The sequence below is a fragment of the Thermomonospora curvata DSM 43183 genome, assembly GCF_000024385.1.
Classification (GTDB): Bacteria; Actinomycetota; Actinomycetes; order Streptosporangiales; family Streptosporangiaceae; genus Thermomonospora; species Thermomonospora curvata.
This window is the reverse complement of record NC_013510.1, coordinates 5,415,645-5,430,704: the sequence shown is the minus strand read 5'-3', so window position 1 is coordinate 5,430,704 and position 15,060 is coordinate 5,415,645. Positions and strand designations below refer to the sequence as shown.

General features: G+C 70.1%; 15 protein-coding genes and 1 pseudogene. 7 read left to right on the top strand and 9 right to left on the bottom strand.

The window, feature by feature from the left end; all coding sequences use genetic code 11:
* The first annotated feature begins 102 nt into the window (after window positions 1-102).
* A complete protein-coding gene (locus TCUR_RS23500) occupies window positions 103-582 on the top strand; it encodes a hypothetical protein (protein WP_012855091.1) in 480 nt (159 codons plus the stop codon).
* On the opposite strand, the gene TCUR_RS28190 is transcribed toward TCUR_RS23500, so the two are convergent.
* Window positions 561-968 carry a Fic family protein gene (locus tag TCUR_RS28190; RefSeq protein ID WP_012855090.1) on the bottom strand — a complete coding sequence of 136 codons (408 nt, stop codon included), beginning with the start codon at window positions 966-968 and terminating at the stop codon, window positions 561-563. The two genes, TCUR_RS23500 and TCUR_RS28190, sit on opposite strands and share 22 nt — an antisense overlap.
* Window positions 969-1,201: 233 nt before the next feature.
* On the opposite strand from TCUR_RS28190, the gene TCUR_RS23490 reads away from it, so the two are divergent.
* The gene (locus TCUR_RS23490; protein ID WP_041440341.1) at window positions 1,202-1,660 is read left to right on the top strand and encodes a hypothetical protein; all 459 of its coding nucleotides are present in this window, start codon (window positions 1,202-1,204) and stop codon (window positions 1,658-1,660) included.
* Window positions 1,661-2,096: 436 nt separating this feature from the next.
* Here the strand turns inward: TCUR_RS23490 and TCUR_RS23485 are convergent, their stop codons facing one another.
* Window positions 2,097-2,945 (bottom strand): Fic family protein, encoded by an 849-nt coding sequence (locus TCUR_RS23485; protein WP_012855088.1) that lies wholly within the window; start codon window positions 2,943-2,945, stop codon window positions 2,097-2,099.
* Between the two features lie 133 nt (window positions 2,946-3,078).
* Between TCUR_RS23485 and TCUR_RS23480 the strand changes: the two genes are divergently transcribed.
* From TCUR_RS23480 to TCUR_RS26110, 3 genes are read left to right on the top strand one after another with little or no spacing between them, the layout of a single operon-like run.
* The gene (locus tag TCUR_RS23480; RefSeq protein WP_012855087.1) at window positions 3,079-3,390 is read left to right on the top strand and encodes a hypothetical protein; all 312 of its coding nucleotides are present in this window, start codon (window positions 3,079-3,081) and stop codon (window positions 3,388-3,390) included.
* Between the two features lie 29 nt (window positions 3,391-3,419).
* Complete coding sequence (locus TCUR_RS23475; RefSeq protein ID WP_012855086.1) at window positions 3,420-4,280, top strand: sigma-70 family RNA polymerase sigma factor; 861 nt, start codon at window positions 3,420-3,422, stop codon at window positions 4,278-4,280.
* 6 nt (window positions 4,281-4,286) lie between these two features.
* Window positions 4,287-4,637 (top strand): DoxX family protein, encoded by a 351-nt coding sequence (locus TCUR_RS26110; protein ID WP_012855085.1) that lies wholly within the window; start codon window positions 4,287-4,289, stop codon window positions 4,635-4,637.
* Window positions 4,638-4,798: 161 nt separating this feature from the next.
* Here the strand turns inward: TCUR_RS26110 and TCUR_RS23465 are convergent, their stop codons facing one another.
* The 6 genes and pseudogenes from TCUR_RS23465 to TCUR_RS23450 all read right to left on the bottom strand — a co-directional run bounded on the left by TCUR_RS23465 (window position 4,799) and on the right by TCUR_RS23450 (window position 7,514).
* Window positions 4,799-5,386: a dihydrofolate reductase family protein gene (locus TCUR_RS23465; RefSeq protein WP_012855084.1), complete on the bottom strand. Its 588-nt coding sequence runs from the start codon at window positions 5,384-5,386 to the stop codon at window positions 4,799-4,801.
* 531 nt (window positions 5,387-5,917) lie between these two features.
* The gene (locus TCUR_RS25920) at window positions 5,918-6,103 is read right to left on the bottom strand and encodes a DUF397 domain-containing protein (RefSeq protein ID WP_012855083.1); all 186 of its coding nucleotides are present in this window, start codon (window positions 6,101-6,103) and stop codon (window positions 5,918-5,920) included.
* 9 nt (window positions 6,104-6,112) lie between these two features.
* On the bottom strand, window positions 6,113-6,307 hold the full coding sequence (locus tag TCUR_RS25915) for a DUF397 domain-containing protein (protein WP_012855082.1): 195 nt from the start codon (window positions 6,305-6,307) through the stop codon (window positions 6,113-6,115).
* A 10-nt stretch (window positions 6,308-6,317) separates the two neighbouring features.
* Window positions 6,318-6,482, bottom strand: a pseudogene (locus TCUR_RS25910) (DUF397 domain-containing protein); the annotation flags it as partial.
* Between the two features lie 31 nt (window positions 6,483-6,513).
* Window positions 6,514-6,708: a DUF397 domain-containing protein gene (locus TCUR_RS23455; protein ID WP_012855081.1), complete on the bottom strand. Its 195-nt coding sequence runs from the start codon at window positions 6,706-6,708 to the stop codon at window positions 6,514-6,516.
* A complete protein-coding gene (locus TCUR_RS23450; RefSeq protein WP_012855080.1) occupies window positions 6,705-7,514 on the bottom strand; it encodes a helix-turn-helix domain-containing protein in 810 nt (269 codons plus the stop codon). The genes TCUR_RS23455 and TCUR_RS23450 overlap by 4 nt, the downstream gene beginning before the upstream one ends.
* A gap of 113 nt (window positions 7,515-7,627) precedes the next feature.
* On the opposite strand from TCUR_RS23450, the gene TCUR_RS23445 reads away from it, so the two are divergent.
* Window positions 7,628-8,053, top strand: a complete 426-nt coding sequence (locus TCUR_RS23445; RefSeq protein ID WP_012855079.1) for an ATP-binding protein — start codon at window positions 7,628-7,630, stop codon at window positions 8,051-8,053.
* 536 nt (window positions 8,054-8,589) lie between these two features.
* On the opposite strand, the gene TCUR_RS23440 is transcribed toward TCUR_RS23445, so the two are convergent.
* Window positions 8,590-11,055 carry a PEP/pyruvate-binding domain-containing protein gene (locus TCUR_RS23440; RefSeq protein WP_012855077.1) on the bottom strand — a complete coding sequence of 822 codons (2,466 nt, stop codon included), beginning with the start codon at window positions 11,053-11,055 and terminating at the stop codon, window positions 8,590-8,592.
* Between the two features lie 222 nt (window positions 11,056-11,277).
* On the opposite strand from TCUR_RS23440, the gene TCUR_RS23435 reads away from it, so the two are divergent.
* The gene (locus TCUR_RS23435; RefSeq protein ID WP_012855076.1) at window positions 11,278-15,024 is read left to right on the top strand and encodes a SpoIIE family protein phosphatase; all 3,747 of its coding nucleotides are present in this window, start codon (window positions 11,278-11,280) and stop codon (window positions 15,022-15,024) included.
* Window positions 15,025-15,060 lie beyond the last annotated feature (36 nt).

The following is a 15,060-nucleotide window of genomic DNA, read 5'->3' as shown; positions in this document are numbered from 1 at the left end:
CTCGAAGACCGCTCGGGCTCCCTTCCCGGCTTTCCGAGCGAGACCACGTGTTAAAAAAGGCTCACTGGATCGGCGCCCGCCCTGTGATCTAAAGGGGGTGCTTTGTCTGGGTTCGAAGAATTTTATTGGGATGATTTCCAGGGAGGCCGGTTCCCGATCGCGCGGCCGCGCGATGAGCGGTTCCTCAATCTGGGGCTCCTGCTGACCAGCGATATCCAACGCCACGGCGCCGAAGCCCTGGAGGTTCTGCAGTTGGTCGAGCTGGCCCGCGAGGGCAAGGACGACATCCCGGAGTGGGGGGGCAACGCGACCTTCACTTGCTTCCGCCCGGACGGCGTGGAAATCACCGATCTCAGCCTCGACCCGCGAACCCAGCACTACTCCCTGGACGAGGTGCACGACTCCCTCATCCAGTACTGGGACTTCCTCTGCCCCACCATCGAGGAACGCCGCAGGTCCCTCCAAGAATGGGCTGAGTTCTACACGCGGGAGCATCCGGAGGTCACCGACCCCCTGCACCCCTGCATGGCGCATCTGCCTCTGGCGACCAGCGCGCTTCCCTACACTCCGCGCCCTCGATAAGGGTCTTCGAAAGGCTTCATGGAGCTTTTTATCTTCTCGAGGATCGGTTGCATGGCCGGTCCGGCGGTGTAGTGGCGTCCGCGTGCCTGTCCTTGTGGTGTCAGCCGGCCGAGGCGGCATAGGTCTCGGATGTCCCTGATGGCTTGCTGTTCGCTGAGCTCGGCGTCCTGCTGGTAGATCGTGCGTCGGACGCGGGAGCCCCAGAAGGCCGGCAGCAGGGCGAAGGCGGTCCGCTCCTCCAGGCCGGCCCCGGTGACGGCTTCGGCCAGCGCGATCCAGGCCCGGCCGAGCAGATCGACGCGTCGTTTGGCCTGCTGCGCCTGGATGTGGTGGGCGCGCAGGCAGAACTTGATCCAGGGACGGGTGTCGTCGTGCGGCTTCAGCACGGGCCGCCGACCTTGATGGGTGGGTGTCGCCTCTGGCCCCAGTGTCGCCGCGCCGAGCCGTTGAGCTTCCGGCAGACAAGAGCTGAGATTTCGGTTGATTGATTTGAGACAATCAAGCTCAACTGGATTGCACATTGAATTCATTGCTGTTTTTGAATTGATGGGATGAAAGTGGAAGGGTTTTGTGTCGGCCCCGGCAAAGGGGGTTGGGTAAGTGTCTGGCCGGTAGTGAAATGAAAGAGGAGGTGATGTCAGGGTTTGAAAAGTTCTGCTGGTACGAGGTCTCCGGGGCGCAATTCCCAACCGGGCGGCCGCGTGATGAGCGGTTTCTTAATCTGGGACTTCTGCTGACCAGCGATATCCACGCTGACGGCGCCATTGCCCTGGAAGCCCTGCAGCTGGTCGAGTTGGCCCGCGAGGGCAAGGATGACCTCGAGGAGTGGCTGGGCAACGCGACCTCGGCCTATTTCCGTCCGGATGGCGTGGAGATCACCGATCTCGGTCCCGATCCGCAGACCCAGCACTACTCCCTGGACGAGGTGCACGCATCCCTCATCCACTACTGGAAGTTCATCTGCCCCAGTACCGAGGAACGCCGTGCCGCCCTCCAGGAGTGGGCCCGCCGTTACACCATGGAGTATCCAGAGACTCCCGACCCCCAACACCCGTGCCTGGCGCACCTGCCCATGTGAACAGCGAGTGCTTCTCGCCTCTTTCGCTGTCCGTTCACCGGCCCCCTGGCCGACCGCCTCCATGGTTCGGTTCATTCCGAGGCCGGAAATGTCTGTCGCAAGTACGGCCATCCGTGTCACGGACCGATGAGCCGTGCTGCTTCACTCACCGGCTTCGGTAGGGGTCTTCGAAAGGCTTCATGGAGCTTTTTATCTTCTCGAGGATCGGTTGCATGGCCGGTCCGGCGGTGTAGTGGCGTCCGCGTGCCTGTCCTTGTGGTGTCAGCCGGCCGAGGCGGCATAGGTCTCGGATGTCCCTGATGGCTTGTTGTTCGCTGAGCTCGGCGTCCTGCTGGTAGATCGTGCGTCGGACGCGGGAGCCCCAGAAGGCCGGCAGCAGGGCGAAGGCGGTCCGCTCCTCCAGGCCGGCCCCGGTGACGGCTTCGGCCAGCGCGATTCAGGCCCGGCCGAGCAGATCGACGCGTCGTTTGGCCTGCTGCGCCTGGATGTGGTGGGCGCGCAGGCAGAACTTGATCCAGGGACGGGTGTCGTCGTGCGGGCTCCAGCGCGGACCACCGACCTCTTCGAGGACCTGGTAGTAGGCGTAGGTGTTCTGCCCGCGTCCGAGCCACTCCTCGATCGAGGAGAACTCCGGCGGCATCAGCGCTTCCCGGGAGAACACCAGTGTCGATAGCGCCCGCGACATCCGGCCGTTGCCGTCCGCCCAAGGGTGGATCTTGACGAGGTTCAGGTGGGCCATGGACGCCCGGATGTGCACCGGGGCGTCGAGGTCTCCCTCGTTGAGCCAGTCGATGAACTCTTCCATGAGCTCAGCGACCAGCTCCGGGTCAGGCCCGGTGTAGACCGGCACCATGGGATCGTCAGGGCTGGTGATGTAGACCGGCCGCTGCCGGAGCCGGCCCGGGCGCTTGTCGGGGTGATGCTCCTGCATCATGTAGTGCAGGCTGTTGAGCAGGCCCAGTTCGTAGCGGAACTCATCACCGGCATCGGACAGGGCCTGGATGTAGGTCATGGCTCGCTGGTAGCCCTCCACCTCCCGGCGGGTGGCCTCATCGGTTTCCAGCGGCTGCTCGCCCGCCATGAGAGCTTCTACGTCGTCGACGGACGCGGCGTAGCCCTCAATGGTGTTCGACCCTGCGATGGCTCTGGCGGTCAGGTGTCTGCGCAACTGCCCGGCCTGCCGCATCTGGGCTTGAAGACGCAGGCGGAGCTCGTCACGTATCTGCTCGATCTCTTCGAGCACTGAACGATCTGCGTCATCGAGATGCGGCGTCCCGTACAGCATGAGTCCCACGACACCACGAATCGTCTCGTCCTGGCGGGGCGTTTGCGGTGAGGGCTCGACTGCGGGACGGGTCACCTTCGGGGCCGCTGGGACGTCTGGTGGGCGGACATGCCGCGGACGAGGGGAGGAGACGATGGGCGTGCAGCGGGTGATCGAGTTCGAGGCGGTCTCGGAGGAAGGGGCCGGCCGGGTCGAGCGGGCGGTGGCCGCGGCGTTTGCGGCGCTGGAGAAGGAACGGCCGGACGGGGTGCGGCTGGCGTACTGGCGGGTGCCGGGAGGGCGGCGGTTTCTCGCGCTGATCGAGCTGGCGGAGGAAGACCGTAATCCGCTGATGGGCATCGAGGCGGCGCGGCGGTTGCCGGAGGTCATCGCCGAGTGCGTCGAGGGCGGGTATCCCCGTCCACAGGTTGTGGAATGCGTCGGCGAGTACGGCTTCGGGCTGTGAACGGCGGGACCGGCGGGAGGGCGTGCCGCATGGACGGTGCCCTGGAGCAGGCGGAGGTCTTCGCCCGGGAGCGACCGCACCTGCTCGCCGTGGCGTTCCGCATCCTCGGATCGGAGGCCGACGCGCAGGACGTCGTGCAGGAGGCGTGGACCAGGTACGTCCGCGCCGACACCACGGGCATCCGCAACGCGCAGGCGTGGCTGACGACCGTGGTGACGCGGCTGTGCCTGGACCTGCTGCGCCGGTCGCGTGAGCTTCCGCGGCGGCCCGAGGATCTGCCTCCGGTCGCCGCGGGCGGCGATCCGCAGGAGGTCGCGCTCCTGGCCGGGGAGCTGACCGAGGCCGTCACGGTCGTGCTGGACGAGCTGACCCCGCCGCAGCGGGTCGCCTTCGTCCTCCATGACGTCTTCGGCATGCCCTTCGAGGAGATCGCCCGCATCCTGGGCACCACCCCGGGGTCGGCCAAGAAGCTGGGCAGCCGCGCCCGGGGGCGCCTGCGCCGGGCCGCCGACCCTCGGCCGGACGCCGATCCGCGCGAGGCCCGCCGGGTGGTGGGCGCCTTCCTGAAGGCCGCCCAGGAGGGCGACATCGACGGTCTCATCGCGGTGCTGCATCCCGATGTGACCAGGACGGCCGACCCGCAGGCCCTTCCCCCCGGCGCCGCGCAGCGGGTGCGCGGGGTGCGGACCGTGGTCGCCGAGACCCGCGCGCTCCGGGACAACGCCCGGCGGGCACGCCTGGCCACCATCGACGGACGCCCCGGGATCGCGATCTGGGCGGACGGGCGACCGCGCACCGCGCTGATCTTCCGCGTCGCCGACGGCCGCATCGTCCACTACGACGTCGTGGCCGACCCCCACCGCCTGGCCCGCCTGCACATCGAGGACTGACGGCCCATGACCATCGCGTACCTCATCGTCACCGTCATCACGATCGCGGCCAACATCGCGATCGCCATCGCCGACCTGGCCAAGGCCCGCTTCGTCCTGGCCAACTCGGCCGAAGTCGGCCTGCCGCCCCGCTTCCTGCCGTTCCTGGCGGCCTGCAAGGCCGCCGGCGCCACCGGCCTGGCCCTCGGCCTGCTCGGCTTCGACCTCATCGCCACCGCCGCGGCGAGCGGCCTGGTGGTCTTCTTCGTCGGCGCGATCGCCGTTCACTTGCGGGCCCGCGTCTTCCACAACATCGCGTTCCCGGCCGCCTACCTGGCCTTGGCCGTCGCCTCCCTGGTGCTCACCGTCACGCATTGAGGCCTTCGCAGCGGGCCGCCCGGCGCGGATTCAAGACTCTTCCGCCGCGGCCCCGGGCGACCCGATGCCGTACGGCCTGTTCCCGGGAGGCGGATCGTCTGTGGGCCACGTGCTGGAAGCGCCCGGCGCCGACCCGGTGAAGCCGACCGGACGGAGCCCTTTCACCGGCCGGACGGCCGGTAGCGCAGGAGGACGTTGCCCGAACGGAACACGGTCACCGCCCCGGGCGTCAGGTCGATACGCTCTTGCAGGCCGCCGTACAGGCTCCGGCCGCGCCCCAGCAGCACCGGGCGCAGCAGGACTCGCAGCTCGTCCACCAGCCCCTGCTCCAGGAGGGTCACGGTGAGCGCCGAGCTGCCGAAGACCGCGATGTCACCGGCGGATTCGGTCCGCAGCCGGGTGACTTCGGCGTTCAGGTCACTGCCGTCGATGACGCGGGTGTTCCCCCAGGGCGTGACCCGGCCGCTGCGCGTCACCACGGTCTTGGGCACGGCGTTCATGAAGGCCGCGATCTCAGGCAGCCGCTCCACCGCATCGGACGAGGTCCACGCCTCGGCGAAGTGCTCGTAGGTGCGCCGGCCCAGCAGCAGGGCGCCCACTTCCCGGGTCTGGCGCACGTTCCATTCGAGGAACTCCTCATCGTGCGGCGCCCACCCCAGCTCCCCGTCCGGACCTTCGTGATAGCCGTCCAGAGAGCAGAACAGGAACGCGAACACCCGCCGTCCGCACGGCGCCGAGTCACGGTTCATCGGATCTCCTTCCAGTTCATCCCCGCAGACGGGTGGACCGGCCTTGCAGCCGGAACTCATCGCCCTGACGACACGAAGCTCTGCATGGCCGGGGGGCGTTCTGTTCGGCGCCGAGAATCCACAGGCTGTGGAGGGCTCGAGACCGGGTTCCGGCGTGGCCTGTGGAAGGCCGCAGGCGTACGGCAGGCAGCGGCTCGCATGCCGTTGACCGGGGGCGGTTCCGCTGGCAACGGTGGCAGGCGACTCGCCCACGCCTCGGCCACCGGCTCATCGCCCGGCGGCACCGGAACGGTCGGGTACAGCGGCGCTCCTGCCGTCCGGTCGCGGCTTCGGGCTGTGACCGGCGAGCCGGACGGGGGACGCCACGCGTGAGCGGGCTTCCGGACCGGCGGAGTCACGGCGCGCGGGATGACCGGCCGCTGACGCCCGGCGCAGGTCTCCAGGGCGGCGAACGGACGAGGTTCCGAGCCGGCCCTGGACGGCACGAAGCCCCGGCAGAGCCGGGGCTGGGGAACCGTTGTGCTCGAACGCTCAGCCGTCGCGCTTGAGGCGGGCGAGGAGGTCGGCGAAGACGCCGGGTGTGAGGGTCAGGTGTCCGGCGTGGGGGTTCTTGCTGTCTCGGATGGCGATGCCGCTGGGGATGTTGGCGACCTCGACGCAGTCGCTCATTCCGCCATTGTTCGTGCCGCTGTGGCTGGACTTGCGCCACTGGGTCATGTCGCCTCCTCAGGCGTTCGGGCCGTTGTGCTTGAGGCGGGCGAGGAGGTTGGCGAAGACGCCGGGTGTGAGGGTCAGGTGTCCGGTGTGGGGGTTTTTGCTGTCTCGGATGGCGATGCCGCTGGGGATGTTGGCGACCTCGACGCAGTCGCTCATTCCGCCATTGTTTGCACCGCTGTAACTGGATTTGCGCCACTGGGCCATGTGCGTCCCCTTAGATGTCCGGGTTGTTGTGCTTGAGGCGGGTGAGGAGGCTGGCGAAGGCGCCGGGTGTGAGGGCCAGGTGTCCGGCGTGGAGGTTCTTGCTGTCTCGAATGGCGACGGTTCCAGAGAGGTTGGCGACCTCCACGCAGTCACTGTTCGCGGCACCGCTGCTGTGGCTGGACTTGCGTCACCGGGGCATGACCGCTTCAGGCCTTCCGAGAGTTGTGCTTGAGGTGGGTGAGGAGGCTGGCGAAGGCGCCGGGTGTGAGGGTGAGGTGTTCGGCGTGGGGGTTTTTGCTGTCTCGGATGGCGATGCCGCTGGGGATGTTGGCGACCTCGACGCAGTCGCTCATTCCGCCGTTGTTGGAGCCGCTGTGGCTGCTCTTGCGCCAGTGGATCATTTGAACCTCTCCATCACTTCCTTGATCAGGGTGATTGAGGCGTCTACAGGGAGCGCCCGATCTCCGATGCGTTCGAATCGCACTCGGAACGATCGTACCTCTGAGTGGTCCTGAACCAATCGTCCTCCTTCACTGGCTTCGATGTAAACCCGGTCCTCGCGGTCTACGGTCATGATCTTGAATGAACCATTGCGGCCAGGGTGTCCACCTGCGCTTCGAGGGACGATCCGGATCGTTATGTTGGGACGTTCTGCCAGTTCCAGCAGGTGGGAGAGCTGCTCGTACATCACCGAGCTACCGCCGACCGGCTGTTCGAGGGCTCCCTGATCAAGGAGAAGCCATATCAGGGGTGGATCTTCGCGGTCGAGGACCTGCCGCCGCTTCATTCGGGTCTCGACCAGATGATCGATTTCACGGAAGTCGGCCTCCCTGAAGACGGCGCGGGCGTAAGCCTCGGTCTGGAACAGGCCGTGGATCCAGGACAGCTCTGCGATGCGGATCTCCGTGGCGCGGCCCTCGTATTCCACGCTGTCGGCGAACCAGGAAGGGTTGTGTTCCCGTTTTGCGTGGTACAGGAGGTATTCCAGAAGTGTGCCCGTCTCGTACTTTTTGTCGAGGATCTTGACCTGCCACTCGTGCGGCTTGCGAAGGCCGGACTCCCAGTGGGAGACAGTCTGCCGGGAGGCGTTGACCAGCTCCCCCACCGCGGCGCACGAAAGCCCGTGCTTCACCCGAAGAAAGTGCAGGTGAGAGGCCAGGAGATCCCATAGGGACGATCTTGGGTCCGGTCTCTCCCGGAGCGGCATTCGGCGCCTCCTTTTCGCGATCTTGTCTCCAGTTTCCTTGTATCTATGGCGAAGTTGCCTGCGCCCGGTTCATTCTGTGTCGGCGTTCACAGAAGGCAGGAGGAAGTGTGGTGATGGCCGTCAAGGAGAGGGTCTATAGCCGGGAGATGCCGGCGACCAAGGCCGCGGCCGGGCTGGCGAGATCGGGGGTGAAGAGCGTCCTGCTGGAACTGGGGTTCGCGGAAGCCGTTGAGGACGGGTGTCTGATTGTAGGAGAACTGGTCAACAACGCCATAGCGGTGTCGTCGGAAGCGAGCATTATTCGTGTTTTCGCGGGGTTGCGGCCCCGGGGGCTGGTGGTGGCGGTCTGGGACGCCGACCAGCGGATGCCCAGGCGGCGGCCGGCGCCGCAAATGAGCCTGGAAGAGCTGGATCTGCGGCCGGAGAACTTCGACCGCAACGGAGGCTGGGGCCTGGGAATCGTGGCGGCGCTGGCCCGCGAATGCTGGGTGGAGCGGACGAATCCCGGCAAGTGGGTCTGCGCCTCGCTCAACGTCTGAATTCTGTTCGGTGGCAGAAGGTCAGCCCGTGAGGGCCGGGATCACTGCCGTTCGCAGAAAGGGGTATCGCATGACGTCCATCATCGGCGCCGCCGGAGTCTTCATGGCCGGCGTGGCCACGGGCATCTGGCTGCTCGTCCTGCTGGGAGAGCTGTCCGAACGCCCGTCCGCAAACAACGGGTAGGGGCGGACGCCCATCCGCCTTTTGGGCTTGCGTCCCGGCTGACGCGACAAGGGCGGCCACCGGTATGCAGGACCCTTCTGGCCGAAGCGCCGGGAACGTGCCCTGTCCCATGACCTTTGCACCGGCAGCCCACCCTTTAAGAGGAGCTCCGGTTTCTCAAACCATGCCGGAGGGCGCGCCGAGCGAGCCGGTCCACTTCCACGGCAGTCGGACACGATGAGCTTTCACCACGTGGCCTTCAGACCCTGAGAACGCGGCCCCGGCGGTATCCGCGTCCGCGACACCCAGGCCACTGCATTACCCCGACTGCGAAGTACCCCCGGCGGCTCGGCGCCGATGCCCGGACGGGCCGTCAATCCGGCGGGTCGGTGAGGAGGACGGTGCCGGTGGCGCCGTCCACGGTGAGGCGCTGGCCGGTGCGGATGCGGTGAGTGGCGTCGGGGACGCCGATCACGGCGGGGATGCCGTACTCGCGGGCCACGGTGGGGCCGTGGGCGTTGGGGCCGCCGGTCTCGGTGACCAGGCCGCCGGCCGTCATGAACAGCGGGGTCCAGCCGGGGTCGGTGGACGGGGCGACCAGGATCTCGCCGGGTTCCAGGCGGGCCTGGGAGGGGTCGAAGACCACCCGGGCGGAGGCGGTGACGGTGCCCGCCGAGCCGGGCATGCCGGTGAGCGCCCCGTCCTCGGCGATGGGCGGCAGCAGCGTCTCCATGTCGGTGCCGTCCCATAGCAGGACGTTGGGGACGCGGCGGCGGCGCAGCTCCCGCTCGTACGTCGCGCGGCGTTCGGCGACCAGAGCCTTCAGGTCGGCGCCGGCCACGGCCGCCTGGGCCTCCCGGAAGTACAGGAACATGATGTCGTCGGGGTGTTCCAGCAGGCCGCGCTCGGCCAGTTCCAGACCGGCCAGCAGAAGCTGGCGGCGGATCTCCTGCAGCAGGAGGGCCCACACCGACTTGGGCAGTTCCCGCAGCCCGCCGACCGCCCGGGCGCGGCGCAGCAGGAAACCGGCCAGGCGGCCGCGGAGCGGGCGGGCGCGGCGGACCAGTTCGCCGAGCGTCTCCTCGGCCCGGCGGGCGGAGGCGGCAAAATGCCGGTCGGGAGCCTGCTCGGGGTCGGTGACCTGCAGGTAGTTGGCGATCGCGGTGAAGACCGGGGCGGGGTCCTCCGACCAGCGGGGCATGCCGACATCGACCTCGGCGGCGGCGCGGTGCCCATAGTCGGCGAGGAAGTCCTCCAGCCCGATCTCCGGCAGCCTGCCCTGGCGGTACCGGGTGGCCAGCTCCGAGGGCGGGGTGCCGGTCAGCAGGTCGCGGTGCTCGCCCGCCTCCCGGGCCAGGCGCCACAGCCGCAGGTCCATCTCGGTGGTGACGTTGTGCGGCATGCCGCCCAGCACCGTCTTCACCTCCGCCGGGGAGGCGACGTCCCGCAGCAGCGCCACCGGCAGGTCCGCGGCCATGACGCCGGTGTAGACCGGCCAGAGCATGGCGTTCACCATGGCGCGGTCCAGGAACGACGCGTGGGCCTGCGCCACGAAGCGCAGCCGGTCGGCCGCCGTGGTCAGTCCGGCCGGGGGCCGTGCCTTCAGCCGCAGCCGCGCGGCCTCCTCGAACGCCTCGGCCCGCACCCGCTCGGGGTGGGCGAGCGTCCGCACCATCCCGGCGGCCATGGACGGAAGCGTCCGAAACAGCATCACCGCCAGGGAGCGCCGGGAGAACGGCAGGCCGGGGCGCGAGCGGAACCGCCGGTCCTGCAGCACCAGCTCCAGGGCCTGTGCGACCCGCGGCCCCTGGATCCGCATCACCGCGAGCACGAGCCGGCGGGTCGCCCCGGCGCGCACCCAGTCGGTGACGTCGGCGAACAGGCGCCCGCCCACCTCGACCATGCCTTCCGGCCCGTCGATCGGGTCGATGCCGCGCCCGGCCCCGAGCGCGTTCCACCACGCCGTGATCGCCATCCGCATCACCGACATGCCCATCGGGGTGAACGGCCGGTGCATGCCCTGGGCGGGACTGAAGTTGAGGTACACCCGGGGCGGCGGGCGCCCGGTGTCCGGCGGCGGCGGGAACAGCCCGGTGACCGGGCGGGACTGCAGCAGCCACAGCGTGCCGGCGGCGTCGATCGCCCATTCGATGTCCTGGGGCGCGCCGAAGAGCCGCTGGACGCGCCGCCCGGTGGCGCGCAGCTCCTCCAGTTGCAGCGCGTTCAGGCAGCCGCCCCCGGACGCCGCCGGCACCCCTTCCTGCAGCACGTAGTGGTCGGGCACGACGGAGCCCGCGGCGACGGAGTCGCCCGGGCCGGGGGCGGCGTCCACGGTCATCCGGCTGCGGCTGCCGGTCACCGGGTCGGCGGTGAACAGCACCCCGGCCGCCCTCGGGTCGATCATGCGCTGCACGATCACCGCCATCCGGACGGACTCGGAGTCGATGCCGTGAGCCCGGCGGTAGGCGGTCGCGCGTTCGCTCCACAGCGAGTCCCAGCAGCGCCGCACGGCGTCGATCACCTCGTCCTCGCCGTGCACGCCCAGGAAGCTCTCCTGCTGCCCGGCGAAGCTCAGCTCGGGCAGGTCCTCGGCGGTGGCGCTGGACCGCACCGCCACCGCGCCGCCCCCCAGATGCCGGTAGGCGGCGGCGATCTCCGCGCGCAGCGCCGCGTCCATCTCGCCGCCGGAGCGCAGGGCCGCGTCGTGGGCGGCAGTGGTGACGCAGAAACCGTCGGGCACCCGCTCCCCGGCCCCGATCAGCCCGCCGAGCCCGGCGGCCTTGCCGCCCACCAGCTCGACCATGCCCGGCTCGATGCGGGTCAGCGCGATCACGTTCATCCCGAGGCCCCCTTGCGACCGTCCGGACGGCGGCCCGCCGGAACCTGTCCGGTACCCCGGCAGGGCACCGGCATTCCGTCCCACCTCAAGCAGGCGGGACGAGCGGACGCCTCACCCGCACAAGCGGGGGCGGGAGGCCCGCTTGTGGGTAGGGGCGTTCTGCGGCGGAACGAGGGGATGAGGCCGGCACCCGGCCCGGCGACGGGGACCCGGAGGACGGATATGAAGACAGACCGCGACCATGTGTTCCCCGGCGACAGCGAGATGGCGCGGTCGATGCGCGAGCTCGACTGGCCGGCCGTGGGCATGGGGGACCCGGCGGACTGGCCGGTGCAGCTGCGCGAGGCGTGCCGGATCATGCTGACCTCGCGGCATCCGGCGGTCCTGTGGTGGGGGCCGCAGCTGCGGTGCCTGTACAACGACGCCTTCCTGGAACTGCTCGGCGACCGGAGGCCGGCGCTGGCGGCGCCCGGCGCGCAGGTCTGGAGCGACGTCTGGCACATCCTCGGGCCGAGGCTGCAGGAGGTGCTGGAGGGCGCGGAGCCGACCTGGCTGGACCGGATGATGCTGCCGCTGAACCGGCACGGCTACCGGGAGGAGACGTACTGGACGTACGCCTTCAGCCCGCTGTTCGACGACGGCGCGGTCGGCGGGGTGCTCACCGCCTGCCACGACATCACCGAGCAGGTCGTCGGCGAACGCCGGATGGCCGTCCTGCAGCGGCTCGGGGCGCAGGTGGGGACGGCCCGGAGCGTCCGGGAGGCGTGCGAGCTGGTCGCCGAGGCGCTGCGGGAGGAACAGCGGGACATCCCGTTCGCCGCCGTGTACGCCCGCGACCCCGACGGCGACGGACCGGAACTGGTGGCGACCAGCCCGCCGGGCGCCGATCCGCGGCCCCGCGACGGCGGGCCGGGCGGGTGGCCGGTGGAAGAGGTGGCGCGCACCGGGCGGCCGGTGGTCGTGGCGGATGTGGCCGAGCGGTTCGGGGAGCTGCCGTCGGGCGGCTGGCCCGTGCCGCCCCGGGAGGCGATGGTGCTGCCGCTGCCGGGCGAGCACGCCTTCGGGCCGGTCGGGGTGATCGTGCTGGCGGCCAGTGCCGGACGCGCCCTGGACGGCAAATACCGCGCCTTTTTGGACCTGGTGGCCCGGCAGGCGGCCGGGCTGGTCAACGGGGGGCTGGCCTACCAGGTGCAGCGGCGGCGGGCCGAGGAGCTGGCCGAGCTGGACCGGGCCAAGACGGTGTTCCTGTCCGACATCAGCCACGAGTTCCGCACCCCGCTGACCTTGATCATGGGGCCGGTGGAGGAGCTGCGGGCCAGGCTGCAGGACGCCGAGCCGTGGGTGCGCAAGGACCTGGAGGTCATCCACCGCAACGGGCTGCGGCTCAGCAAGCTGGTCGACACGCTGCTGGACTACGCCCGCATCGAGGCCGGGCGGATGGAGGCCCGCTACCAGCCGACCGACCTGGCCGTCTTCACCGCCGACCTGGCCGGGATGCTGCGCACCGCGATCGAACGGGCCGGGCTGCGGCTGGAGGTGGACTGCCCGCCGCTGCCCGAACCGGTGTACGTGGACCGCAGCATGTGGGAGAAGGTGGTGCTGAGCCTGCTCAGCAACGCCCTGAAGTTCACCTTCGAAGGCTCCATCGCCGTCCGGCTGCGCGCCGAGGACGGGCAGGCGGTGCTGCAGGTCAGCGACACCGGGGTGGGGGTGTCGCAAAAGGACCTGCCCAGGCTGTTCGAACGGTTCCAACGCATCGAGGCCCCCCGGACGCGTTCGATCGAGGGCGACGGCGTCGCGCTGGCGCTGGTGCGGGAGCTGGTGCGCCTGCACGGCGGCACCATCACCGCCGACAGCACGCCGGGCAAGGGCACCACCTTCACCGTCCGGCTGCCCTTCGGGCACGCCCACCTCCCCCAGGCGTCCCTGGCCCCGGAGAGCGAGTACCGGGGCGTGTCCGGCCTCGCCGAGCCGTATGTGGCGGAGGCGCTGCACTGGGTGTCCGGGGACGTCCCCGAGGACATCGAACCGCAGGCCCCGCTCGGCCGCGCGGAACCGACCGCGCCTTTCCGGCCCAGTTCCGTGGGCCGTCCCAGCGGCCCGCCGGCCCGGGTGCTCATCGCCGAGGACAACCCCGACCTGCGCGGCTACCTGTGGCGGCTGCTGCGGCCGGGCTATGCGGTGCAGACGGTCGGCGACGGGCAGGAGGCCCTGGAGGTCGCCCGCGCCGACCCGCCGGACCTGATCGTCAGCGGGGTGCTGCTGCCCCGGCTGAACGGCTTCCAGCTGGTGAGCGCGCTGCGGGCGGACCCGCGCACCGCCGGGGTGCCGGTGCTGCTGCTGTCGGCGCTGGCCGGGGAGTTCTCCATCGAGGGCCTGGCCGCCGGGGCCGACGACTACCTGGTCAAGCCGTTCTCGGCCGCCGAGCTGCTGGCCAGGGTGCGGGCGAACGTGGAGCTGGCCCGGCTGCGCAACCACCACGCCCGCTGGCGCGCCGCTTTGATCGACTCCCTGCAAGAGGCGTTCTTCGTCATGGACGAAGACGGCGTCGTCACCGAGATCAACTCCGCTTTCACCGACATCCTCGGCTACGGCCCCGAAGGGCTGCCGTACCGGCCCGTGCAGCCGTGGTGGGCCGACGCGGTCACCGCCGGCCCCCGGGAGGGCATCGAGAGCGTGCGGGCCAGCAGCGGAAGCCGCATCATCCCGGTGACGCACCGCGACGGGCACCGGCTGTGGGTGGCGATCACCCTCAACGAGGTCGAGGACCCCGACACCGGCCGCCGCATGAAGGTCGGCACCATGCGGGACGTCACCGCCGAGTGGTTCTCCAACCGGCGCGACGCCGCGTTGGCCAATCTGGGGCTGCGCATGTCGGACGCCAAGAGCCTGCCGGAGAACCTGCGCATCGCCCTGGGCGAGCTGGCCCGGCTGTGGCAGACCCGGCGGGCGCTGGCGGTCACCTGGGATCCCGCCGGGCGGCCCCAGGTGCTCTGCAGCATCCCCGATGACCTGCCGGAGCCGCCCGGGGAGGTGCTGGCCACCGTCGAGGGTCTGCGCAACCGCCCGGTGCTGCGCCCGATCACCTTCGCCCGGCCCGCCGGGGTGGGCATCACGCTGGAGTACCCCGGCGGCCCGCTGGCGATCTGGCTGGAACCGGACCCGGTGCTGCCGTTCACCTCCCAGGACCGGTCCCTGCTGGCGGCGTTGTGCGGGTACATCGGCCAGTCGCTGCAGCGCATCTCCCTGGTCGGCCAGCAGCGGGAGATGATCCTGGCGTTCCAGCGCGCCATCTTGGGGCCGGGCGCCCTGCCGGCCGAGTTCTCCGTCCGCTACGAGCCGGCGGTGCGGCCGCTGCAGGTGGGCGGGGACTGGTACGACGTGGTCGACCTGTCCAACGGCCGCATCGGCATCGTGGTGGGCGACTGCGTCGGGCACGGGGTGTCGGCCGCGGCCGTCATGGGGCAGATGCGCAGCGCCTGCCGCGCCCTGCTGCTGCAGCTGGCCAACCCGGCGCGGACCCTGACGGCGATGGACGGGTTCGCCGGCCGGATCCCGGGCGCGATGGGTACCACCATGTTCTGCGGCGTGCTGGACACCCGCACCGGGCGGCTGGTCTACAGCAACGCCGGCCACCCCCCGGGGATCTTCGTCCACCCCGACGGGCGCACCGAGCTTCTGGAAGGCGGCGGCGACCTGCCGCTGGGCGTGCTGCCGGAGCTGCCCAGGTCCACGACGACCTGCGCGCTCTGCCCCGGCGGCACCGTGCTGCTGTACACCGATGGGCTGATCGAGCGCCGGCACCGCTCCCTGGACGCCGGCATCCGGCAGATCGCCGCGGTGGTCCGCGAGGGCCGCACCGCCCCGCCGGAGGAGCTCGCCCAGCGGCTGATGGCCGTCATGCGTCCCGACGGCGGCTTCGAAGACGATGTGGCGTTGCTGCTGTACCGCCGCCCGGCCGCCCGCTGAGCCGACCGGCACTACTACATGTGTCCGTTTTGGGTA